The sequence below is a fragment of the Pseudomonas sp. 05N433 genome, from assembly GCF_056396925.1.
Window position 1 is genome coordinate 22,844 of the sequence record NZ_JBFTML010000072.1, and the last position, 23,437, is coordinate 46,280.

Annotated in this window: 21 protein-coding genes; 13 read left to right on the top strand and 8 right to left on the bottom strand. The window is 61.5% G+C overall.

The features are described from left to right. Window positions 1-52 precede the first annotated feature (52 nt). The 6 genes from pqqA to AC1DIS_RS27060 all read left to right on the top strand — a co-directional run bounded on the left by pqqA (window position 53) and on the right by AC1DIS_RS27060 (window position 6,014). The gene (gene pqqA, locus AC1DIS_RS27035; protein WP_081499480.1) at window positions 53-124 is read left to right on the top strand and encodes a pyrroloquinoline quinone precursor peptide PqqA; all 72 of its coding nucleotides are present in this window, start codon (window positions 53-55) and stop codon (window positions 122-124) included. 53 nt (window positions 125-177) lie between these two features. Continuing rightward, window positions 178-1,092: a pyrroloquinoline quinone biosynthesis protein PqqB gene (gene pqqB / locus AC1DIS_RS27040; RefSeq protein WP_477781196.1), complete on the top strand. Its 915-nt coding sequence runs from the start codon at window positions 178-180 to the stop codon at window positions 1,090-1,092. A gap of 48 nt (window positions 1,093-1,140) precedes the next feature. After that, a complete protein-coding gene (pqqC, locus tag AC1DIS_RS27045) occupies window positions 1,141-1,893 on the top strand; it encodes a pyrroloquinoline-quinone synthase PqqC (RefSeq protein WP_018929700.1) in 753 nt (250 codons plus the stop codon). Next, window positions 1,890-3,023, top strand: coding sequence for a pyrroloquinoline quinone biosynthesis protein PqqE (gene pqqE, locus AC1DIS_RS27050; protein WP_064618299.1), 1,134 nt, complete (start codon window positions 1,890-1,892; stop codon window positions 3,021-3,023). The genes pqqC and pqqE overlap by 4 nt, the downstream gene beginning before the upstream one ends. 116 nt (window positions 3,024-3,139) lie before the next feature. Then, complete coding sequence (gene ercA / locus AC1DIS_RS27055) at window positions 3,140-4,303, top strand: alcohol dehydrogenase-like regulatory protein ErcA (RefSeq protein WP_477781197.1); 1,164 nt, start codon at window positions 3,140-3,142, stop codon at window positions 4,301-4,303. Beyond that, entirely contained in the window at window positions 4,287-6,014 is a 1,728-nt protein-coding gene (locus tag AC1DIS_RS27060) for a hybrid sensor histidine kinase/response regulator (protein WP_477781198.1), read from the top strand. The genes ercA and AC1DIS_RS27060 overlap by 17 nt, the downstream gene beginning before the upstream one ends. A gap of 61 nt (window positions 6,015-6,075) precedes the next feature. Here the strand turns inward: AC1DIS_RS27060 and AC1DIS_RS27065 are convergent, their stop codons facing one another. Next, window positions 6,076-7,026 carry a polysaccharide deacetylase family protein gene (locus tag AC1DIS_RS27065; protein ID WP_477742960.1) on the bottom strand — a complete coding sequence of 317 codons (951 nt, stop codon included), beginning with the start codon at window positions 7,024-7,026 and terminating at the stop codon, window positions 6,076-6,078. A gap of 202 nt (window positions 7,027-7,228) precedes the next feature. On the opposite strand from AC1DIS_RS27065, the gene AC1DIS_RS27070 reads away from it, so the two are divergent. After that, complete coding sequence (locus tag AC1DIS_RS27070; RefSeq protein WP_477742961.1) at window positions 7,229-8,893, top strand: MFS transporter; 1,665 nt, start codon at window positions 7,229-7,231, stop codon at window positions 8,891-8,893. Then, window positions 8,890-10,038, top strand: coding sequence for an HlyD family secretion protein (locus AC1DIS_RS27075; RefSeq protein WP_477742962.1), 1,149 nt, complete (start codon window positions 8,890-8,892; stop codon window positions 10,036-10,038). The genes AC1DIS_RS27070 and AC1DIS_RS27075 overlap by 4 nt, the downstream gene beginning before the upstream one ends. 145 nt (window positions 10,039-10,183) lie before the next feature. On the opposite strand, the gene copD is transcribed toward AC1DIS_RS27075, so the two are convergent. Both copD and copC read right to left on the bottom strand, forming a co-directional pair. Then, window positions 10,184-11,044 carry a copper homeostasis membrane protein CopD gene (copD, locus tag AC1DIS_RS27080; protein ID WP_477742963.1) on the bottom strand — a complete coding sequence of 287 codons (861 nt, stop codon included), beginning with the start codon at window positions 11,042-11,044 and terminating at the stop codon, window positions 10,184-10,186. A 3-nt stretch (window positions 11,045-11,047) separates the two neighbouring features. Continuing rightward, window positions 11,048-11,413, bottom strand: a complete 366-nt coding sequence (copC, locus tag AC1DIS_RS27085) for a copper homeostasis periplasmic binding protein CopC (protein WP_477742964.1) — start codon at window positions 11,411-11,413, stop codon at window positions 11,048-11,050. Window positions 11,414-11,552: 139 nt separating this feature from the next. On the opposite strand from copC, the gene AC1DIS_RS27090 reads away from it, so the two are divergent. Further along, window positions 11,553-12,173 carry a TetR/AcrR family transcriptional regulator gene (locus AC1DIS_RS27090; protein ID WP_007937670.1) on the top strand — a complete coding sequence of 207 codons (621 nt, stop codon included), beginning with the start codon at window positions 11,553-11,555 and terminating at the stop codon, window positions 12,171-12,173. Window positions 12,174-12,312: 139 nt separating this feature from the next. Here AC1DIS_RS27090 and preA read toward each other — a convergent pair whose 3' ends face one another. The 3 genes from preA to hydA all read right to left on the bottom strand — a co-directional run bounded on the left by preA (window position 12,313) and on the right by hydA (window position 16,602). Further along, complete coding sequence (gene preA / locus AC1DIS_RS27095) at window positions 12,313-13,587, bottom strand: NAD-dependent dihydropyrimidine dehydrogenase subunit PreA (protein WP_258612237.1); 1,275 nt, start codon at window positions 13,585-13,587, stop codon at window positions 12,313-12,315. Beyond that, window positions 13,588-14,955, bottom strand: coding sequence for an NAD(P)-dependent oxidoreductase (locus AC1DIS_RS27100; protein WP_477781199.1), 1,368 nt, complete (start codon window positions 14,953-14,955; stop codon window positions 13,588-13,590). Window positions 14,956-15,162: 207 nt separating this feature from the next. Beyond that, complete coding sequence (gene hydA / locus AC1DIS_RS27105; RefSeq protein WP_018929684.1) at window positions 15,163-16,602, bottom strand: dihydropyrimidinase; 1,440 nt, start codon at window positions 16,600-16,602, stop codon at window positions 15,163-15,165. A 622-nt stretch (window positions 16,603-17,224) separates the two neighbouring features. Between hydA and AC1DIS_RS27110 the strand changes: the two genes are divergently transcribed. Then, window positions 17,225-18,709, top strand: coding sequence for an NCS1 family nucleobase:cation symporter-1 (locus tag AC1DIS_RS27110; RefSeq protein WP_018929683.1), 1,485 nt, complete (start codon window positions 17,225-17,227; stop codon window positions 18,707-18,709). 147 nt (window positions 18,710-18,856) lie between these two features. Continuing rightward, window positions 18,857-20,140: a Zn-dependent hydrolase gene (locus tag AC1DIS_RS27115; RefSeq protein ID WP_477781200.1), complete on the top strand. Its 1,284-nt coding sequence runs from the start codon at window positions 18,857-18,859 to the stop codon at window positions 20,138-20,140. A gap of 21 nt (window positions 20,141-20,161) precedes the next feature. On the opposite strand, the gene AC1DIS_RS27120 is transcribed toward AC1DIS_RS27115, so the two are convergent. Beyond that, a complete protein-coding gene (locus AC1DIS_RS27120) occupies window positions 20,162-20,575 on the bottom strand; it encodes a DUF6691 family protein (protein WP_018929681.1) in 414 nt (137 codons plus the stop codon). Window positions 20,576-20,577: 2 nt separating this feature from the next. Beyond that, window positions 20,578-21,012 (bottom strand): YeeE/YedE family protein, encoded by a 435-nt coding sequence (locus tag AC1DIS_RS27125; protein WP_477742966.1) that lies wholly within the window; start codon window positions 21,010-21,012, stop codon window positions 20,578-20,580. Between the two features lie 171 nt (window positions 21,013-21,183). Between AC1DIS_RS27125 and AC1DIS_RS27130 the strand changes: the two genes are divergently transcribed. Beyond that, window positions 21,184-22,680, top strand: coding sequence for a helix-turn-helix transcriptional regulator (locus AC1DIS_RS27130; RefSeq protein ID WP_111453506.1), 1,497 nt, complete (start codon window positions 21,184-21,186; stop codon window positions 22,678-22,680). A gap of 193 nt (window positions 22,681-22,873) precedes the next feature. Then, entirely contained in the window at window positions 22,874-23,122 is a 249-nt protein-coding gene (locus tag AC1DIS_RS27135) for a DUF1652 domain-containing protein (protein ID WP_064618276.1), read from the top strand. Window positions 23,123-23,437: the final 315 nt, after the last annotated feature.

The following is a 23,437-nucleotide window of genomic DNA, read 5'->3' on the forward strand; positions in this document are numbered from 1 at the left end:
CGTGCATTAATGGCTCTACCGGAATCGTCCGGCACAAGAAGAGGAATGACCCATGTGGCATAAACCCGCGTTTACCGATCTGCGCATTGGCTTCGAAGTGACGATGTATTTCGCCAACCGTTGATTGATCGCCCGGTCAGCCGTCGCGTTGGCCGGGCCTGCTTTCTGGAGCCTGCCATGCACATCCGCGTTCTCGGTTCCGCCGCCGGCGGCGGTTTTCCGCAATGGAACTGCAACTGCCGTCAATGCGCGGCGATGCGCCGCGGCACCCTGCACGCGCAACGCCGCACGCAGTCGTCCATTGCCCTGAGCGACGACGGTGTGGAATGGATACTCTGCAATGCGTCACCAGACATCCGCGCCCAACTCGAAAGCTTCCCGACGCTGCAACCGGCCCGCCGCGTGCGTGACACGGCGATTGYCGGCGTGGTCCTGCTGGACAGTCAGATCGACCATTGCACCGGCCTGTTGAGCCTGCGCGAAGGCTGCCCGCATTCGGTCTGGTGCACCGAGCGGGTGCATGAAGACCTGAGCAGCGGCTTCCCGTTGTTCACCATGCTCAAACACTGGAACGGTGGTTTGCAGTGGCAACCGATCGAACTGGACCGTGAGCCGTTCAGCATCGCAGCCTGCCAACACCTGCAATTTCGCGCCATTCCATTGGTCAGCAACGCACCGCCGTATTCCCCCAACCGTGGCAACCCGCAGCCGGGGGACACCATCGGCCTGTTCATCGAAGACCTGCGCAACGGAGCATCGGTGTTCTATGCGCCGGGTCTGGGGCAGGTCGACGCCGAGGTATTGAGCTGGATGCAGCGCGCCGATTGCCTGCTGCTGGACGGCACGCTGTGGCGCGACGATGAAATGCGCGTATGTGAAGTCGGCCAGAGCCTGGGCCGCGAAATGGGCCACCTGCCGCAAAGCGGTCCCGGCGGGATGCTCGAAGTGCTGGAGGGCTTCAATCGCCAGCGCAAGGTGCTGATCCACATCAACAACACCAACCCGATCCTCGACGAAGACTCGGCCGAGCGGGCGTTGCTGGAACGGCGGGGGATTGAAGTGGCTTATGACGGCATGAGTATTGAGCTGTAGCGGATGGCCTCATCGCAGAACCCAACGGTTATTCCCCGGAGAACCGCAATGACTGACACCCCCATGACCCCCACCGAATTCGAAGCGGCCCTGCGCGCCAAAGGCGCCTATTACCACATCCATCATCCATTCCACCAAGCGATGTACGCCGGGCGCGCCACCCGCGAGCAGATCCAGGGCTGGGTCGCCAATCGCTTCTACTATCAGGTGAACATTCCCCTGAAGGACGCGGCCATTCTCGCCAACTGTCCGGACCGCGACGTGCGGCGGGAATGGCTGCAACGGATTCTCGACCATGACGGTGTCCCCGGCAGCGAAGGCGGCATCGAAGCCTGGTTGCGTCTGGGCGAAGCGGTGGGGCTGGATCGCGAACAAATTCTCTCGCAAGAGTTGGTGCTGCCGGGTGTGCGATTTGCCGTGGACGCCTACGTCAATTTCGCCCGCCGTGCTTGCTGGCAGGAAGCGGCCAGCAGTTCGCTGACCGAGCTGTTCGCGCCGCAGATCCATCAGTCTCGGCTCGACGCCTGGCCCAGCCATTACCCATGGATCGACCCGGCCGGTTACGACTATTTCCGTACGCGCCTGAGCCAGGCCCGGCGCGATGTCGAGCATGGCTTGCGCATCACCCTGGCGCATTACGTCACGGTCGAGGGCCAGCAGCGCATGCTGGAGATTCTGCAGTTCAAGCTTGATGTGCTGTGGAGCATGCTCGACGCGATGAGCATGGCCTATGAGCTGGACCGCCCGCCGTATCACACGGTCACCGCCGAGCGGGTCTGGCACCGGGGGATCGCCCTGTGAACGCGATCGAGCAGCAACCCGGCCCACCGTTGTGGCTGTTGGCGGAGCTGACCTATCGCTGCCCGCTGCAATGCCCGTATTGCTCCAATCCCTTGGATTTCGCCCAACAGGGTGAGGAGTTGAGCACGGAAGAGTGGATCCGGGTGTTCCGCGAGGCCCGGGAGATGGGCGCCGCGCAACTGGGGTTTTCCGGTGGCGAGCCGTTGGTGCGCCAGGACCTGGCCGAGCTGATCAAGGCCGCGCGGGACATGGGTTACTACACCAACCTGATCACCTCGGGTATCGGCCTGACCGAGCAGAAGGTCCGCGACTTCAAGGTCGCCGGGCTGGACCACATCCAGATCAGCTTTCAGGCCGCCGACGAAGCGGTCAACAACATGCTCGCTGGATCACGCAAGGCCTTCGCCCAGAAACTGGCCATGGCCCGGGCGGTGAAAGCCCAGGGCTACCCGATGGTGCTGAACTTCGTCACCCATCGGCACAACATCGACCAGATCGCGCAGATCATCGAACTGTGCCTGGAGCTGGAGGCGGATTTCGTCGAGTTGGCGACCTGCCAGTTCTACGGCTGGGCCGAACTCAACCGCGTCGGCCTGTTGCCGACCCGCGAACAATTACAGCGCGCCGAGCGCATCACCAACGAGTATCGCCAGCGGCTTGAGGCCGAGGGCCACCCGTGCAAGCTGATTTTCGTCACCCCGGACTACTACGAAGAGCGCCCCAAGACCTGCATGAATGGCTGGGCCAACCTGTTTCTCGACATCACCCCGGACGGTACGGCGTTGCCTTGTCATAGCGCGCGTCAGCTGCCGGTGCAGTTCCCCAATGTGCGCGAGCACAGCGTCGAACACATCTGGAACGACTCCTTCGGTTTCAACCGGTTTCGTGGCGATGACTGGATGAAAGAGCCGTGCCGTTCCTGCGATGAAAAACATAAGGACCTGGGCGGCTGCCGCTGCCAGGCGTTCATGCTCACGGGGGACGCGAGCAACGCCGACCCGGTGTGCAGCAAGTCGCCGCACCACAGCGTCATCCTCAAGGCCCGGGACGAAGCCGACGCGCCGGGGCAGGGCATGGAACACCTGACATTGCGCAATGAAAAGGCTTCGCGGCTGATCTATCGCGGATAAATTGCGAACGCGAAGCCCCCACCCCCGGTAGTTGCTACCCATTGGTCTGATTGCATTCGCAGCCGGATGCTTTAGTGTTGGCTTTACCTTTCAAAACAATAAAAACAGGCTTTCCAATGAGCCAGAATCTCAGTCAACTGCGTAAATTCGTTTCACCTGAAATCATCTTCGGTGCCGGCTGTCGGCATAACGTCGGCAATTACGCCAAGACCTTCGGCGCCCGCAAGGTGCTGGTGGTCAGCGACCCCGGTGTGATCGCCGCCGGTTGGGTCGCCGATGTCGAGGCCAGCCTGCAAGCCCAGGGCATCGATTACTTTGTGTACAGTGACGTTTCGCCCAACCCGCGGATCGAGGAAGTGATGCTCGGCGCCGAGCTGTACCGGGAGAATCACTGCGATGTGATCGTCGCGGTCGGCGRCGGCAGCCCGATGGACTGCGGCAAGGGCATCGGCATCGTCGTCGCCCACGGGCGCAACATCCTTGAATTCGAGGGCGTGGATACCCTGCGCATGCCCAGCCCGCCGCTGATCCTGATCCCGACCACCGCCGGCACGTCGGCCGATGTGTCGCAGTTCGTGATCATCTCCAATCAGCAAGAACGCATGAAATTCTCCATCGTCAGCAAGGCTGCGGTGCCGGACGTGTCGCTGATCGACCCGGAAACCACCCTGAGCATGGACCCGTTCCTGTCGGCCTGTACCGGCATCGACGCGTTGGTCCACGCCATCGAGGCCTTCGTTTCCACCGGCCACGGGCCGCTCACCGATCCCCACGCGCTGGAGGCGATGCGGCTGATCAACGGCAATCTGGTGCAGATGATCGCCAACCCGAACGACATCGCCCTGCGGGAAAAGATCATGCTCGGCAGCATGCAGGCCGGGCTGGCGTTCTCCAACGCGATCCTCGGCGCGGTGCACGCCATGTCCCACAGCCTCGGTGGATTCCTCGATCTGCCTCACGGCTTGTGCAACGCGGTGCTGGTGGAGCACGTGGTGGCGTTCAACTACAGCTCGGCGCCGGAGCGCTTCAAGGTGATTGCCGAGACCTTCGGCATCGATTGTCGCGGCCTGAACCACCGGCAGATCTGCGGACGTCTGGTCGACCACTTGATCGCCCTCAAACACGCCATCGGCTTCCACGAAACCCTGGGCCTGCACGGGGTGAGTACGTCGGACATTCCGTTCCTGTCGCAACATGCCATGGATGACCCGTGCATCCTTACCAACCCGCGCGAGTCCAGCCAGCGCGACGTCGAGGTCGTCTATGGCGAAGCCCTCTGACGAACAGCAACGGGCGCTGACCGGGTTACTCGGCCTGGGCAATCACTCGGCGCGCAAGAGTCATTACCCGGAACTGGCCGCGCGCCTGGATGAACTGGAGGCCGAGCGCAACCGCTACAAATGGCTGTTCGAAAACGCCGTGCACGGAATCTTCCAGGCCAGCCTGCAGGAAGGCATGCGCGCCGCCAACCCGGCGCTGGCGCGGATGCTTGGCTATCAGGACCCGCAGGAGGTGCTGTTTTCCCTGACGGACCTGGCGGGCACGCTGTTCGTCGGCGGCGCGCAAGAGCTGGAAGGCATCGGCGAAGTCCTCCAGCGTGAGCGCAGCCTGCTGGGCTATGAAACCCAGCTGCGGCGCAAGGACGGCACTGTCCTCGACGTGTTGATGAACCTGCTGCTCAAACCGGATCAGGAAGGCCTGGTGGAGGGGTTCGTCGCCGACATCACCGAACGAAAACAGGCCCAGGAGCGCTTGCAACAGCTCAATGATCAACTGGAGCAACGGGTCACCGCGCGCACCAATGAGTTGCTGGACGCCAACCGCAATCTGCAACAACAGATCACCGAGCGTAAACAGATCGCCGAAGCCTTGCGCGACGCCCGTGATGCCGCCGAAGCGGCCAATCGCAGCAAGGACAAATACCTCGCCGCCGCCAGTCACGACCTGCTGCAACCGCTCAATGCCGCGCGTTTGTTGATCTCGACCTTGCGCGAACGGCATTTGCCCGACGTCGAACAGGTACTGGTGGAGCGCACCCATCAGGCACTGGAAGGGGCCGAAGACTTGCTCACCGACCTGCTGGATATTTCCCGGCTCGATCAGGCCGCGGTAAAGCCGGACATCGCCCTGTACCGCCTCGATGAATTGTTCGCGCCACTGGTTTCGGAGTTTCAGTCGGTGGCCGCGGCGACCGGGTTGAACCTGCGGGTGCACATGGGCGATTACGCCATTCATACCGACTTGCGCCTGATGACGCGGATTCTGCGCAACTTCCTCAGCAATGCCTGCCGCTACACCGACGACGGCAGCATCCTGCTGGGTGCCCGGCGCCGGGGCAACGCGCTGCGAATCGAAGTCTGGGACACCGGGCGCGGGATCCCGGCGGACCGTCTCGACTCGATCTTCCTCGAATTCAACCAACTGGACGTTGGCCGTGCCGCCGACCGCAAGGGCGTGGGCCTGGGACTGGCGATTGTCGAACGCATCGCCAAGATCCTCGATTACCGGATTCAGGTGCATTCGCGGCCAGGGCGCGGTTCGATGTTCAGCATCGAGGTGCCGATTTCCCGTGAGATTCCACTGCCGATCAGCCAGGCCGTGCCGCAGCCGAGCACCGGCAACCCGCTGCCGGGGCGGCGCCTGCTGGTGCTGGACAACGAAGTCAGCATCCTTGAAAGCATGAGCGCACTGCTCGGGCAGTGGGGCTGCGAGGTGGTCACCGCCACCGATGAGGCCACCGCGCTGGTGGCTTTGCAGGGGCAGGCGCCGGAACTGATTCTGGCGGATTACCACCTCGATCACGGGGTGGTGGGCTGTGAAGTGGTCCGGCATCTGCGCGAGCATTTCAGCCGGACGATACCGGCGGTGATCATCACCGCCGACCGCACCGATCAGTGTCGACGCTCGTTGCAGCGGCTCGACGCGCCATTGCTGAACAAACYGGTGAAACCCGGCAAGTTGCGTGCGGTGTTGAGTCAGTTGTTGGCGTAGCGAGCCGATGAAAAGATCGCAGTCTGCGATCTTTTCATTCCGGTTTTGGCGGTGATTTGGCTCAGTGGTTGTACGCCGCCTCGGTGTTATCGATCAGCGGGTTCTTTTCGGTCAGCACGATCTGGGCAATCTGATCCTTGCGCATGAAGCTGACCTTCGGATGGGACTTGGCGTAGCGGATAAAGCGCTCCACCGCCTCGACCATCGCCGGGGTGCCGCCGATGCGGTCATGCAGGCTCACCGACATCATCCTCCGCCGGTTGGCGCCTTCGGCGTACAGGCGGTCGAATTCCAGCACCAATTGCCGGTAGAACTGTTGCGCCGAGAAGTGCCGGCCTTCGATCAGCACAATGTCGTTGTTGCGCAGGGTGTAAGGCACCACGGCGAATTTCTTGCCACGGACCAGCGTCACAAACGGCTCATCACGGCTGACGTCGTCGATGTGGTAGGTGAAGTTCAGGTCTTGCAGCACTTTCAGGGTATTGGGGCTGCGCCGCAGCCAATTGGCGTTGTAGCCCACCGAGCGCTGACCGGTGAGTTTCTGCACCGCCTCGACGCCGTCGCCGATGAAGGCCTTCTCTTGCTCGTAGCTCATGTTGTAAGAGTCGGCCCAGCGCATGCCATGGGCGGCGACTTCATGGCCACGGTCGGCGATCGCCCGCACCAGTTCGGGGTGTTTCAACGCCGCTTCRCCCACTACATGGGAGGTGACCTTGATGCCGTTGCGGTCCCACAAGTCGAGCATCCGCCACAGGCCTTCCTTGTAGCCGTAGTCGAACCAGGTCTGTGCCGGCATGTCCGGGTAACCCTTGGGCAATGGAGTGCCGGAGAACGGACTTTCGGCACCGTCGGGCTGGCCGCCGGTTTCGAATTGCATGGAGAACGAAATCACCAGTTGCGAGCCATCCGGCCACGGGCGTTCCTGGGCGAACGCGAGGGACGGCAGCAGCAGGGCGGCGGCCAGCAGATTTTTCAGCCAGCGGGGGGAGCGTTGCCAATGGGCAGTGGTCATAAGGGGCACCTTTTGAGTTGAACAGTGCCGTGAGGGTGTCATTTGGATTGCCCCGGAAAAATCCGCTACGGGCGAGAAGACTTTTAAACAGAATTTACGAATCCCGCCGAACACACCGTCCAGTGCGGGAGTAAGCCTGTGGCGAGGGATTTGTGTTTCAGCTGTGGCAAACTGACCACACTCCTTGAACCAAGGCCATCGAATGGATCACTACACCCCGCGCGACTGGCAGCCCCACGAGCGGCCCAGCCTGCCCGGATCGCCCTCGACGCCGTTGCACTCCAACCCCAGGCGGCTGGCCTACGCGCTGGTGGGGGTGTTGGTGGCATTGACCGGTGGTCTCGGCAACTCGCTGGTGGTCGCCAACCTGCCGTATCTGCAAGGCGCGCTGGGCGCGACCACGGCCGAGATGGCCTGGCTGCCGGCGGCTTACGTCATGACCAACGTGTCGATGAACCTGCTGCTGGTGAAGTTTCGTCAGCAGTTCGGCCTGCGGGCGTTCACCGAAGTGTTCCTGATGCTTTATGCGCTGGTGACCTTCGGCCATTTGTTCGTCAACGACCTGAGTTCGGCGATCGCCGTGCGCGCGGCCCACGGCATGGTCGGCGCAGCGCTGAGTTCGTTGGGCCTGTATTACATGATCCAGGCCTTCCCGGCGAAATGGCGGATGAAGGCGCTGGTATTGGGCCTCGGCACCTCGCAACTGGCTTTGCCCATGGCACGGTTGTTTTCCGAAGACCTGCTGCAGATCGCCGAATGGCGCGGGCTGTACCTGTTCGAACTGGGCATGGCGCTGTTGTCCCTGGGCTGCGTGTTTCTGCTGAAACTGCCGCCGGGTGACCGCTTCAAGACCTTCGAAAAACTCGACTTCCTGACCTTCGCCATCCTCGCCACCGGCGTGGCCTTGCTCTGCGCGGTGTTGTCTTTGGGGCGGATCGACTGGTGGCTGGAAGCGCAGTGGATCGGCGTGGCGTCGGCGGCTTCGATCGTGTTGATCCTCACGGGCCTGGCCATCGAGCACAATCGCAGCAACCCGATGCTGATGACCCGCTGGCTCGGTAGCGGGGCGATGATTCGCCTGGCCCTGGCGGTGATCCTGATTCGCATGGTGACGTCGGAACAGTCCACCGGCGCGGTGGGGTTCATGCAGACGCTGAACATGAGCAGTCAACAGCTGCACAGCCTGTATGTGGTGATGTTGATCGGCAGTGTCGCCGGCCTGGTCACCAGCGCCCTGACCATCGACCCCAAGCACCTGATCATGCCGCTGAACATTTCCCTGGCGCTGATGGCGGTCGGTTCGGTGATGGACAGTTATTCGAACAACCTGACCCGCCCGGAAAACCTGTATTTCAGCCAGTTTCTGCTGGCTTTTGGTGGGACGTTTTTCCTCGGGCCGACCATGGTCTATGGCATGCGTAACGTGCTGTCCAGCCCGCGCAACCTGGTGAGTTTCTCGGTGTTGTTCGGTATCTGCCAGAACCTCGGCGGCTTGATCGGCGCGGCACTGCTGGGGACGTTCCAGATCGCGCGGGAGAAGTTTCATTCCAGTCACATCGTCGAGCAGCTGACGTTGCTCGACCCGCGTGTGGCGGCGCGGGTCCAGAGCGGCGGCAACGCGGTCGGCTCGATAATTGCCGACCCGAGCCTGCGCAACCTGCAGGGCATCCGTAGCCTGGCCGCCGCCGCCACCCGCGAGGCTAATGTCCTGGCCTATAACGATGTGTTCATGCTGATTGCCGTGATCGCGGTGCTGACCATGATCTGGATTTCCATTCGCGCCCTGTGGCTGATGAGCACTACCCAAGCCGTTGCCCCGGCGCCTGCCACTCCAACCAAACAATCCAGCGGTGCCACTTCTTCATGACCGAACCGACCACCACGACCACCAACACTATTGCCGCCACCCCCGAAGGCGTGACGCCGCCATCCTCGCCGGGCTCTGAACCGCGCTCGCTGGGGGTGCGGATCATCTCGTCCCTGGGCTTTGCGGCGATTGCTCTCGTCGGTGTACTGATCGTGTTGTACGCCTGGCAACTGCCACCGTTCAGCAGCGCGGTCGAGACCACGGAAAATGCCCTGGTGCGCGGGCAGGTGACGATCATCGGCCCGCAACTCAGCGGTTACGTGTACGAAGTGCCGGTGCAGGATTTCCAGTTCGTGAAGGCCGGCGATTTACTGGTGCGCCTTGACGACCGCATCTACAAGCAGCGTCTCGATCAGTCCCTGGCGCAACTGGCGGTGCAGAAAGCCGCGCTGGCCAACGTGGTGCAGCAACGCAACAGCGCCGAGGCGACCATCAAGTTGCGTCAGGCCGCCGTCGCCGACGCCCAGGCACAGTTGCGCAAAAGTGAAGCGGATTTGCGCCGCAACAAAGAGCTGGTCGGTGATGGCTCGGTGTCGAAACGCGAGCTGGACGTGACCCTGGCCGCCAACGCCCAGACCGTTGCCGCCGTGGCGCAAGCCCAGGCCAATCTGGACATTGCCCGCCAGGATCTGCAAACGGTGATCGTCAATCGCGGCTCGCTGGAAGCGGCGGTGGCCAGTGCTGAGGCGGCGGTGCAACTGGCGCGGATCGACCTGTCGAACACCCGCGTGGTGGCGCCGCGCGACGGTCAACTCGGACAGATTGGCGTGCGCCTCGGCGCCTACGTCAACTCCGGGGCGCAGCTGATGGCGTTGGTGCCGAACCAGTTGTGGGTGATCGCCAACATGAAGGAAACCCAGATGGACAACGTGCGGGTCGGCCAGCCGGTGAGCTTCACCGTCGATGCGCTGAACCACCAGAAATTCCACGGGCGGGTGCAACGGATTTCACCGGCCACAGGCTCCGAGTTCAGCTTGTTGCAGGCTGACAATGCCACTGGCAACTTCGTCAAGATTGCCCAGCGAGTGCCGGTGCGGATCAGCGTCGATGCCGATCAGGAACAGAGCGAACGGCTGCGGCCGGGGATGTCGGTGGTGGTGAGTATTGATACCGCTGCGCAAGGGGATCCCAATACCCCTGACTAACGCATACCTCTTGTGGGGGGTGACCTGTGGCGAGGGGGCTTGCCCCCGTTTGAGTGCGTACCACTCACAGGATTTTTGGTACATCAGAAACTTTGGGGCTGCTTCGCAACCCAACGACAGGTCGCTCCTACAGATGGGGTGTGTTTCAGTTGGCGATCATTGGGGGCAGGGTGCCCAGCAGTGAAACCGCCGCTACCGCGCCGATCCCCAGTATCCATTCCAGCATGACGCTGGTGCGCAACAGCCCCGGACGCTGCTGGCAATCCTTGACCCGCAGCCGATTGAACAGCGCCAACCCCAGCATCGCGATCACCAGCACAACCTTGATCAACAGAATCAGCGCAAACCCGGACAGCAACGGCGTCGGCCAGAACACGCCGGTCAGTACGCGCACGTTGATCAGGCCGGTCATCACCAACCCCGCCACCAACGCGTAACCGATCCCGCTGAAGCGTTGCAGTATCGCGCTCAAGGGATGATCGTCCGGTTGGCGCAGGATCATCACCAGCAACATCAACCCACCGAGCCAGGCGCCGACGCACGTCAGGTGAACAATCTGGTTGAGGATTAACAGTTGGCCTTGCAGGCCATCGAGCATGGCGCCATGACCGACCGGGGCCAGGGTCGCCAGCAGCAGGCTGGAAAGGCCGATGCGCCAGGCCATGTTGGAACGCCAGGGCGTCAACAACAATGCCACGAGCAACAGATTGAGCAGCAGATGCCAGCGCCATAACTGACCGAAAAAGGTATTGCTCAGCACCAGGTTCAGCATCGCCGGGTCGAATGCCGCCTCCGGGGAACTGGCCATGCTGGCGGTGATCAGCAGCAACCAGCCGACGCCGCTGAGCAACGCCACCACGCTGAGCCAGCGGGTCACTCGCGCCAGTGCCGGATCCAGCCATTTCGTTTCGCGGCCCAACAGCAAAGGCCTGAACACCCAGGCCCCGAACAACATCAGCACCACGGTGAAATGCAGGAAGCGGCACAGCACCAGCGCCTCGGTCATGAATTACTGACCCACCTTGAAGCGGTAGGCGCCTTCACTTTTATGGGTGTCGACCGACACGGCGTGCCATTCGACCTTGTAATCGCCAGCGGCCAACGGCGCTGCCGGGGTGACGACCAGGGTTTTGTTGTCGCTGCCTTCGGTGGCGAGGCTTTTTACCGGTACGTCGGCACCGTCCTTGCTGATTTTCACTTTGGTGAACGTTGCTTCAACCCCTTCGGAAAACACCAGGCGCAGTTCCGTTGGCGCGCTCACCGAGCTGTCGGCCGCCGGGGTCTGGCTTTTCAGATGGGCGTGGGCAAACACCGATGAGGCGGCGAGCAGCGAGCCGAGCAGGGCAGCGGTGGTCAGGGCGTTCTTGAGCAGCATCGTGAAGACCTCAGCGGCAGGTTCAAAGTGGCGGGCAGTTTACCTGCCGCAGGGCCGCTGTACGAAGTTTCGTTTTCCCCTGTCGCCGCGACGTAGAGCGGATGCTAGTCTTGAGCAACGCTGTTGTCAGGGAGCCCTMATGGGCAATCACAAGATCGAGATTCGTCGCAGTAACGTCGAAAAAATCCTGTTGGCGGCCGAAAAGGTCTTCGCCGAAAAAGGTTTCGGCAGCACCGCCATGGCCGACATCGCCGCTGAAGTGCAACTGCCGCGCTCCAACCTGCATTACTACTTCAGCACCAAGAGCGAGCTGTACAGCGCGGTGCTCCTGGGTTTGCTGGAGGTCTGGAAGCAAGACGCCCTGTGCTTCGAGATGTTCGACGACCCGCGCGTGGTGCTCAGTAGCTACATCCGCGCCAAGATGAACCATTCCCGCAGCCGGCCGTACGGTTCGAAAGTCTGGGCCAACGAAATCATCCACGGCGCGCCGACCCTCGGTGAGAAGCTGGACGCGAGCCTGTACGACTGGGCCAAGATGAAGGAAGCGAAAATTCGCCAGTGGGTGGAAGACAAACGCATCCTGCCGGTGGAGCCTTCCAGCCTGTTGTACATGATCTGGGCCTCGACCCAGCACTACGCCGACTTCGATCATCAGGTGAACATCCTCAATGATCATCAGCCGTTGTCGGACATGCAGTTCGAACGGGCGGTGCAGACGGTGACCAGTGTGATCTTGCGTGGGATCGGGTTGGAGCCTTGAGGTTGGTGGTGCGGCTGCCGACCTCTTCGCGGGCAAGCCTCGCTCCTACAGATTTAGCGTCGATCATTTGATGTGGCTCGACATTAAACTGTAGGAGCGAGGCTTGCCCGCGAAGGCGTCAGTTCAGGCAACGCTGCGTTCAGACCGTGACATGGTAGGGATTGCGGGGATCATGGTTCCAATCCAGAAACGGCTTGCCCGTATCCACCGGGACCATCTCGATGCAATCCTGCACCGGGCAGGTGATCTGGCACAGGTTGCAGCCCACGCACTCCTCATCGATCACTTGATATTTATGCGTGCCATCGGCCTGTTTGAGGCTGGCAATCGCCTGGTGCGAGGTGTCTTCGCAAGCGATGTGGCAGCGACCGCAACCGATGCACGCCTCCTGATCGATTTTCGCAATCACCTGATAGTTGATGTCCAGGTACTTCCAGTCCGTGGTATTGCTCACCGCACGCCCGGAAAAGTCCGACACGCTGGCGTAGCCCTGACTGTCCATCCAGCGTGACAAACCGTCCTTCATCTCCTCGACAATCCGGAAGCCATGCAGCATCGCCGCCGTGCACACCTGCACCGAACCGCTGCCCAGGGCAATGAATTCCGCCGCGTCGCGCCAACTGCCGATGCCGCCAATGCCGCTGATCGGCAAGCCCTGGGTCTGCGGGTCGCGGGCGATCTCGGCGACCATGTTCAACGCAATCGGCTTCACCGCCGAGCCGCAATAACCGCCGTGGGTGCTTTGGCTGCCGACGGCGGGATTGGCGACCATGCGCTCCAGATTGACGCTGGTGATCGAATTGATGGTGTTGATCAACGACACCGCATCGGCGCCACCACGGTGGGCGGCACGGGCGGCGACGCGGATGTCGGTGATGTTCGGCGTGAGCTTGACGATCACCGGCAACGAGCAATAGGTCTTGCACCAGCGAGTGACTTGTTCGACGTATTCCGGCACCTGGCCGACCGCCGCGCCCATGCCCCGTTCCGGCATGCCGTGGGGGCAACCGAAATTCAGCTCGATGCCATCGGCGCCGGTGGCTTCCACCAGCGGCAGGATGTTTTTCCACGACTCCTCGACGCAGGGCACCATCAGCGACACGATCAGTGCGCGGTCCGGCCAGTCCTTTTTGACCTGGGTGATTTCCCGCAGGTTGATCTCCAGCGAACGGTCGGTGATCAACTCGATGTTGTTGAAGCCCATCACTTCACGGTTAGCCCCGAAGTGCGCCGAGTAGCGTGACGACACGTTGACCGCCGCCGGGTCTTCCCCCAGGGTTTTCCAGACTACGCCACCCCAGCCGGCCTCGAACGCACGGACCACGTTGTAGGCTTTGTCGGTCGGCGGCGCGGAAGCGAGCCAGAACGGATTGGGGGCCTTGATGCCGGCGAAGACAATCGAGAGATCGGCCATTTACGCAGCCTCCACGTTGAGCATGAGTTGAGCGTTGATCGCCTCGGCGGCCAGCTTGCCGTGCTGCACGGCTTGCACGGTGAGGTCCTGATCGAGGCTGGTGCAGTCGCCACCGGCATACACGCCGGGAATGCTGGTGCGCAGCTGCTCGTCGACGAGGATTCGATCGCCCTGACGCTTGAGCTCACGGGCCAGCGGATCGGCGAGGGCGTCGGCGTCGAAGGCCTGGCCGATGGCTTTGAAGATCGCATCGGCGGCCAGTTCAAAGGTTTCGCCGGTGGTTTGCAGGCGACCTTCCACCAGGTGGGTACGGGCGAAGCGCATGCCGCGCACGTTGCCCTGATCGTCGAGCAGCACCTCTTCGGGTTGCGCCCAGGTCAACAGCCGCACCTGATTGGCCTTGGCGATGTCCTGTTCGTGAGCGGTAGCGCCCATGTCCGCGACACCACGGCGGTACACCAGGTTCACGTCCCGGGCACCGAGACGGGCCATTTGCACGGCCATGTCGATGGCGGTGTTGCCGGCACCGAGGACGATGCAGCGTTCGGCCAGCGGCAGTTGCGTCAGGTCATCGGCCTGGCGCAGTTCGCGGATGTAGTCGGTGGCGGGGAGCAGGCCGGKGGCATCCTCGTTGGGCAGGCCCAGTTGTTTGCTGGCGGCCAGGCCGAGGCCGAGGAACACCGCATCGAATTGCTGATGCAGTTCGCTGAGGGTCAGGTTGTCGCCGAGTTTCTGCCCGTGACGAATCTCGATCCCGCCAATCCCCATCAGGAACTCAAGCTCCTTCTGCGCGTAGTCATCCACCAGCTTGTACTTGGCGATCCCGTATTCGTTGAGGCCACCGGCCTTTTCCCTGGCCTCGAAAATCACTACGTCATGGCCGTGCATGGCGCTGCGGTGCGCGCAGGACAAACCGGCCGGGCCTGCCCCCACCACGGCAATGCGCTTGCCGGTTGCGGCGGCGCGCTGGAACGGGTATTCGCTGAAGTGTGCGTTGTCCACGGCATAGCGTTGCAACAGGCCGATCAGTACCGGCGCGCATTCCTGGGCGTTGTTGCGCACGCAGGCTTGCTCGCAGAGGATTTCCGTCGGACAGACCCGGGCACAACTGCCACCGAGGATGTTGGCCGAGAGGATTTTCTGCGCCGCACCCTGCACGTTTTCCTGATGGATATTGCGGATGAACGATGGAATGTCGATGTCGCTTGGGCACGCGTTCACGCACGGCGCGTCGTAGCAATACAGGCAGCGCGAGGCTTCCAGATGCGCCTGACGCTCGTTGAGCGGCGGCGCCAGGTCGGTGAAATGGCCGGCGAGGGCGGCCGCGTCCTCATGGGGATGCGGGAGGTGGTTCAAAGTCTTGATCACGGTGTTGGCCTCACGGTTAATTGAGGTACTGCCTCTGGTGGGCATTGGTTTTTTCGCATCATCCTGTGGCGAGGGAGCTTGCTCCCGCTGGGTGGCGAAGCCGCCCCACATCCTGCCAAATCGGTTGTCCTGCCCCCCCCGAGTCGACTGGCTTTGGGCCTGCTGCGCAGTCCAGCGGGAGCAAGCTCCCTCGCCACAGAGGGCAGATCAGCGTTTCACTGCGGTCGGCTTGTGCAACTCGGCCCGCTTGCTCAGCAAATCAAACACCGCCGGATACGCCGGCCGTTCGATATACCGGCCCGCGCCACGCTCGGCGCGCAAATCACCATCGGCCCACACCACACGGCCCTGGCTGACGGTGTGACTCGGTACGCCACGCACGGTCTTGCCTTCGAAGATGTTGAAGTCGACCTGCTGGTGGTGAGTCTTGGCTGAAATCGTCCGCGTGCCTTCCGGGTCCCACAGCACCAGATCGGCATCGGCACCGACACGGATCGCACCTTTGCGCGGGTAGAGGTTGAAGATCTTCGCGGTGTTGGTGGAGGTAAGGGCAACGAAGTGCTGCATCGACAAACGCCCGGTGTTCACCCCTTCATCCCAAAGCACTGCCATGCGGTCTTCGATACCGGCGGTGCCGTTGGGGATCTTGCTGAAGTCGTCACGGCCGGCGGCTTTTTGCTCGGCGCAGAAGCAGCAGTGGTCGGTGGCGGTGGTGTGCAGGTTGCCCGCTTGCAGGCCGTGCCAAAGGGCTTCTTGATGACCGCGCGGGCGGAAGGGTGGGCTCATCACGTAACCGGCGGCGGTCTGCCAGTCCGGGTGTTGGTAAACGCTGTCGTCCAGCAGCAGATGCCCGGCCAGCACTTCGCCGTACACCGGTTGGCCCTTGGCGCGGGCGTAGGTGATTTCGTCGAGGGCTTCCTTGGTCGAGACGTGGACCAGGTACAGCGGCGTGCCCAACGTTTCGGCAATGCGGATCGCCCGGCTCGCGGCTTCACCTTCCACCTGCGAAGGTCGTGATAGCGGATGCGCTTCCGGCCCGGTGATGCCCTGGGCCATCAACTTGCGTTGCAGGTGATAGACCAGCTCGCCGTTTTCCGCGTGCACGGTCGGCACCGCGCCCAATTCCAGGCAGCGCTCGAAACTCGCCACCAGCGTATCGTCGGCGGCCATGATCGCGTTCTTGTAGGCCATGAAATGCTTGAAGCTGTTGACCCCGTGCTGGCTGACCAGCTCGGCCATTTCCTCGCGGACTTGCTCGCTCCACCAGGTGATGGCGACGTGAAAGCCGTAGTCAGACGCCGACTTCTCGGCCCAGCCACGCCATTGATGAAAGGCCTCCATCAATGATTGCTGTGGGTTGGGTATCACGAAGTCGATGATCGACGTGGTGCCACCGGCCAATCCCGCCGCGGTGCCGCTGAAAAAATCTTCGCTGGCCACCGTGCCCATGAAGGGCAGTTGCATGTGCGTGTGCGGATCGATGCCGCCGGGCATCAGGTATTGGCCGCTGCCGTCGAGCACTTGAGCATCGGCGGGAACATCGAGGTTTTCACCGATGGCTTTGATCACGCCGTCGGCGCAATAGACGTCGGCGCGATAACTTTCATCATGGGTAATAACGGTGGCGCCACGGATCAACAGAGACATTCCGAGTTCCTCGCAGGCATGACCGACTATTGCCGGTTCTAGATGTTTTATATGAAGCAGACGCCAATCGGTGTATTCCTGTCAGCGCTGTCAAGAATAGACGCTAGCTGCAGTTTGTGGATTGAGCAAGAATATTTTTTATAAGCTTATTATTGTTTTAACTGTTTGATAAATAACGATAAAAAATTAAAATCACCAAAATGGTGAGACCGCTCACCATTTTGACGCACTTGACAGGTTGGAAATATGGTCAAGATTTTCTATGTGAAATCAGCCGGTTGAGGATGGTCTATGGTTGATGCGCAACCTTTCAAAAAAAGATCGACGCACCAGATTGAGTCCTGACTGTTCGGACAACTTGCCTGGCATTCGGCCTGAGTGACAGGGCAACTGACCGGGGACTCGCTAGTTGGATAAATAAAGCTGATTAACATCAGTTGGTTAGCAAAGTTTTATGGCACTGCCCGAGGCGCAAGCGGGGCACCCGGCACGTTTATTGATGCCGCCGCTGACACCGTGGCCGGTCCGTAAAAGTTGTCAGTTTCTCCGGCCATCGTCCGGCTCGCGCGCATTGCGCCAGCCTCTGATGAGCAAAAATAATCAAAAGAACAGTGGAGCGGCCATGCAACAGATCAGATCGCAAGTGACCGAGCGCGACGGCTTGTTTGAGCTCGAAGCCGGCAGCGATGTCCTCGACAGTCCCCGATACAACCACGACATGGCTCCGACCAAGGTGCGCGAACGAACCTGGAACAAATGGCACATCACCGCGCTGTGGGTCGGCATGGCGATCTGCGTGCCGACTTACACCCTCGGCGGCGTACTCACGGCCTACTTCGGCCTGACCGTGGGCGAAGCGCTGCTGGCGATTCTGTTCGCCAATATCATCGTGCTGATCCCGCTGACCCTGAACGCCTTCCCCGGCACCAAGTACGGCATTCCGTTTCCGGTATTGCTGCGCTCGTCCTTCGGCATTCTCGGTTCCAACATCCCGTGCCTGATCCGCGCCCTGGTGGCGTGTGGCTGGTTCGGCATCCAGACCATGTTCGGTGGGCTGGCGATTCACCTGTTTCTCGGCTCGGTGTTCGATGGCTGGAAGGCCCTCGGCGGTACCGGCGAGGTGATCGGCTTCATGCTGTTCTGGGCCTTGAACCTGTGGGTGGTGATTCGCGGCGCGGACTCGATCAAGTGGCTGGAAACCCTCTCGGCGCCGTTGTTGGTACTGGTGGGCGTGGGCCTGCTGGTGTGGGCTATGCCGAATGTATCGATGACCGAGTTGCTGGCGATCCCGGCCAAGCGTCCGGAAGGGGCCGGCGTGGCCAGTTATTTTGCCGCCGGGCTGACCGCCATGGTCGGCTTCTGGGCCACTTTGTCGCTGAATATTCCAGACTTCAGCCGCTACGCGAAAAGCCAGAAGGACCAGATCGTCGGGCAGATTATCGGTTTACCCCTGACCATGTTCCTGTTCGCCTCCCTCGGCGTGGTGATGACGGCCGCGTCGGTCAAACTGGTGGGTGTCACCGTCTCTGATCCGGTCACCTTGATCGGCCATATCCAGAGCCCGGTCTGGGTCGCACTGGCCATGGCGCTGATCATCATCGCCACCTTGTCCACCAACACTGCGGCCAACATCGTGTCGCCAACCAACGATTTCCAGAACGTCGCGCCCAAGTACATCAACCGCACCACGGCGGTGATGCTCACGGGGTTGGTCGGGTTGGCGCTGATGGCCCATGAACTGCTGAAAAAGCTCGGGCTGATTGTCTCGGATCTGAGCCTGGAGACGGTGTATTCCAACTGGTTGCTCGGCTATTCGAGCCTGCTGGGGCCGATCGCCGGGATCATGGTGGTGGACTATTTCCTGATCAAGAAACAGCAACTGGATCTGGCCGGCCTCTATCGTGATGACGTGTACCCGGCGTGGAACGGGTTTGGCTTCATCGCGTTCGGCGTGCCGGTGGTGTTGACGCTGCTGTCGCTGGGCAGCGATGCCTTCAGCTGGTTCTACAGCTACGGCTGGTTCACCGGCTCGGCCTTGGGAGGGCTGATTTATTACGGGTTGAGTTCGATGCGGCCGAGTCCGACTGTCGTGAAATCTCCGGTGTGATGAGTGATCGTTCCTACGCTCTGCGTGGGAACGCAGCCAGGGACGCTCCGCGTTCCAGGAGCGGACGCAGAGCGTCCAGGGGTGAATTCCCATGCGGGGCGTGGGAACTAGCGAAGAAACCGATAACAACTGCCTGAGGAGATCACCATGAACGCTGCTGTAGACGTTCTGCAATCCACCCATCAGCACATCAATCGCGACCGTCTGTGGCAGTCGCTCATGGACCTGGCCAAGCTCGGCGCGACGGTCAAGGGCGGTGTCTGCCGGCTGGCCCTGACCGACCTCGACCGCCAGGCGCGCGATATCTTCGTCAAGTGGTGCGAGGAGGCCGGTTGCACGGTCAGCATCKACGCCGTCGGCAACATCTTCGCCCGTCGTCCGGGACGCAATCCGAATCTGCCACCGGTAATGACCGGCAGCCACATCGACACTCAGCCCACCGGCGGCAAGTTCGACGGTTGCTTCGGCGTGCTGGCCGGGGTCGAAGTCTTACGTACCCTCAACGACCTCGGCGTGGAAACCGAAGCGCCGCTGGAAGTGGTGGTCTGGACCAACGAGGAAGGCTCACGCTTCGCCCCGTGCATGATGGGCTCCGGCGTGTTCGCGGAAAAATTCACCCTCGAGGAAACCCTGGCCAAGGTCGATGCCGAGGGCGTGACTGTCGGCGAAGCCTTGAACGCCATCGGTTACGCCGGGCCGCGCCAGGTCAGCGGTCATGCTGTGGGTGCGTACTTCGAGGCGCACATCGAGCAAGGCCCGATTCTTGAGGACGAACACAAAACCATCGGCGTGGTGATGGGGGCCCTCGGGCAGAAATGGTTCGACCTGAAACTGCGCGGCGTCGAAGCCCACGCCGGCCCGACGCCAATGCACCTGCGCAAGGACGCGCTGGTCGGCGCCGCGGTGATCGTCGGCGCGGTCAATCGCGCCGCGCTCGGTCATCAACCCCATGCCTGCGGCACCGTCGGCTGCCTGCAAGCCTATCCCGGCTCGCGCAACGTGATTCCCGGCGAAGTGCGCATGACCCTGGACTTCCGTCATCTGGAACCGGCGCGACTCGACTCAATGATCGCCGAAGTCCGCCAGGTCATCGAAACCACCTGCGAGCAACACGGCCTGAGCTTCGAATTGACACCCACCGCGGACTTCCCGCCGCTGTACTTCGACAAGGGCTGCGTCGAAGCGGTACGCGGTGCGGCTCAAGGGCTCGGTCTGTCGCACATGGACATCGTCAGTGGAGCAGGGCACGACGCAATCTTCCTCGCCGAACTCGGCCCGGCCGGGATGATTTTCGTGCCTTGTGAAGGCGGCATCAGCCACAACGAAATCGAAAACGCCGCGCCGGATGATCTGGCCGCCGGGTGCGCCGTGTTGTTGCGGGCGATGCTGGCGGCGTCGCAGGCGATTGCCAGTGGTAAGCAGGCGGCTTGACCACTGGCTTGGCGGGGATGCTCAACGGCGGGTTTGCAGCGCTTTGAACATCAGCATCCCCGCCAGCATGGCGATGGCGAACACCCAGGCCTGCCAGTGCCCCGTCGGCAACAACACCAGTGCCGGGCCGGGGCAGATGCCGGCAATACCCCAACCGATGCCGAAGAGCAGGCTGCCACCGATCAGGCGTCGGTCCAGCTCACGGCTGACCGGCAATTGCATAGGCGCACCCAGCAAGGATGTCGGTTGTTTCATGGCCCAGTGAAACGGCCCCCAAGCCACGGCAATGGCGCCGATCATGACCAGCGCCAGTGACGGATCCCACAGGCCGGCAATGTCCAGAAAACCCAGCACTTTGGCCGGGTTCGCCATGCCGGCCAGCAACAGGCCGACGCCGAACAGCAGGCCGGCGAGGAAAGCGGTCAGTTTGCGCATGTTCAATACCCCAGCAGATGACGCAGGACGAACACCGTCACGAAACCTGTGAACATGAAACTCAATGTCGCGGCAATGGAGCGTGGTGACAGGCGCGAGATACCGCACACGCCGTGGCCACTGGTGCAGCCGGAGCCATAACGAGTGCCGATGCCGACGCACAATCCGGCGATGATCAGCCCCACCGTACCGGTTTTGAATTCGATGGCCGGCCACACATGAAACAGCGCCCACACCAACGGTGCCGCCAACAGTCCGAGCAGGAACAGGGCTTTTTCACCTCGTCCTGAATCATTACGCTCAAGCAGGCTGCCCAACAGCCCGCTGATCCCGGCAACTCGCCCGTTGGCCACCACCATTACGCTCGCGGCGAGGCCAATCAGCGCTCCTCCCGTGAGGGCAGACCAGGGGGTGAAGTGAAGAGAATCAAACACCATGGCAACTCTCCGTATAGACAAAAAGCGGCACTAAACCACTCTTTCCCTATTGAGCATAGGGCTACTTTGGGAGGGCCACGGGTGCCGGGCTTTTTGCACTATCACAAACGTCTGCGGTCGTAATCTTCACTGGGCAGCGCGCAAAAGTGCCGCCGCAATTGTGGAGTTCCAATGAGCCAGGACGTCCTGAGCACTGAAACCAATCGCCGCCAGTTGCAGCAGATCATCGCCGGCCTGTCCGATGGGGTGATTCTGCTGGAGCTCGACCAGACCATTCTCTGGGCCAATGACGCCGCGCTGGCCATGCACGGTGTCAGCGAGATTGGCGAGTTGGGGGCCAATGCCGGGGAGTACGCCAAGCGTTTTGCCTTGCGTTATCGCAACAATCATCCGGTAGCGATCGAGAACTATCCGATCAGCCGCGTGGCCCATGGCGAGACGTTCAGCGATGTGATGGTGGAGGTGACGCAGCTGGAAAATGAAGAGCGCACCTGGGTTCACAGCGTGCGCAGCATGGTGCTGGCGGACCGTGCCGGTGAGCCGGAATCGTTGGTGCTGATCATGAACGATGTCACCGACTGGGCCAGCGCCGAGCAGCGTTTCGAAAGGACCTTCAACGCCAACCCGGCCCCGGCAGTGATCTGCCGCCTCAGCGATTTGCGCTACATCAAGGTCAACCAGGGCTTCGTGGACATGACCGGCTATGCCCGTGATCAGGTGATCGGCGCTTCGGCTTATGAGCTGGATGTGCTGGAGCGCGCCGAGAACAAGGACCTGGCCAAGCAGCGTCTGCGTGACGGCGCCACCATTCCGCAGATGCAGGCCGAGCTGCAATTGGCCGACGGTGGCAGCAAGCAGGTGATCGTTGCTGGGCAACCGCTTGAGCTCAACGACGAAGCTTGCATGCTGTTTTCCTTCGTCGACATGGAGCTTCGGCACAAGGCCGAAATCGCCCTGCGCCAGAGCGAGGAACGGTTCGCCAAAGCGTTTCGTCTGACGCCGGTGCCGATCCTGGTGTGCCGCGCCGCCGACCAAGTGGTGATGGACGTCAACGAAGCCTTCCTCGAGTCCCTCGCATTTCCCAATGATGAAGTGCTCGGCAAGACCGTGGCGCAACTCGGCTTCATCGATGACGCGGGCGCTCGCACGCGACTGTTTGCGACCCTGGAGAAAAGCGGGCGCGTGGATCGTGTCGATGTCAGGGTGCGCCGGAAGGATGCCGGGCTGATTGATTGTGCGGTCTCGGCGGACACCGTGAACATTCAGGATGGCTCTTGTTACCTGCTGGTGTTGATGGACATCACCGAGCGCAAGCGCACCGAGTTGGAGTTGGTGTCGGCGATCGAAGAGGTGATGAAAGATGCGTCTTGGTTCAGCCGTACGCTGATCGAAAAACTCGCCAACGTGAAAAACGTCAATTCGCCGCAGTTGCCCAGTGTGTCGTTCACCGACCTGACCACCCGGGAGCGCGATGTGCTCGGCCTGATTTGTGAAGGCCTGGCCGACAAGGAGATCGCCGCGCGCCTGAAACTCGCGCCCAATACAGTGCGCAATCATGTGTCGACGGTGTACTCCAAGCTCGATGTGCATAGCCGTAGCGAGGCGATTGTCTGGGCTCGCGAACGAGGTCTGTTCTCCGGCGTGAAGCGGACCAAGGGGCAACGTTAAGGTGCAAATGCACTAGTGCGGGTGGTGCAATTTCATGTATTGATCAGATGGGGCTTTTTCTAGGCTGTCGGGGTGCGAGACGTGGCTTGGGCCCGGTATCGCGTCCTCTTCGATGCAGCTGAAGGAACAACCTCATGGGTGCGAAAAGAACAGGCGGGCAGTCGACGTTACGCTGTCGCCAAGGTGAGTCGGGATGAGTTACCTGGTGCAATTGCGTATGCGGTTGGAGCGGAGCTTTTTGCCGTTGGCCTGTGAGTGTGCGCTTGCCGGGGATAATTCGTTGACGGTGAAGCTTTACCATCCGGCGACAGGGCAGGTGGATCTGGTGGTCAGCGGGTTGAACGTGGCGACGCTCCGGACGCCGGAGGCAGTGGCGGCGTTGATTGAAGAGCTGCGCTATGAGCTTGAAAGCAGTGGCTTGAATCGATCCTCCGCTCTTTAGGCGTCATATCCCGCAGGCCTGCGGTAATGGAATGGTCGCTGTCTTTCTGGCATTGGCGGGTAGCTAAGCTATAAGGAATGCGAGGGTATTTCTTTTCTGTGACAGGGCCGCGGGTTCGCGGGATGGTTTTCGAGTCGCGGAAAATGTCGATTACTTACCGCGGGTCAGCCTATGAACAATTTTTGGAAATGTGCTTTTTCACCACTGTCGCTCGCACTCTGCATGGCGATTCTGGGTGGTTGCGCCAGTCCGCCGCCTCCACCCCCGGCCGTACCGCCACCGACACCGGTTCGTACCTGTTCGACCACCGAAAGT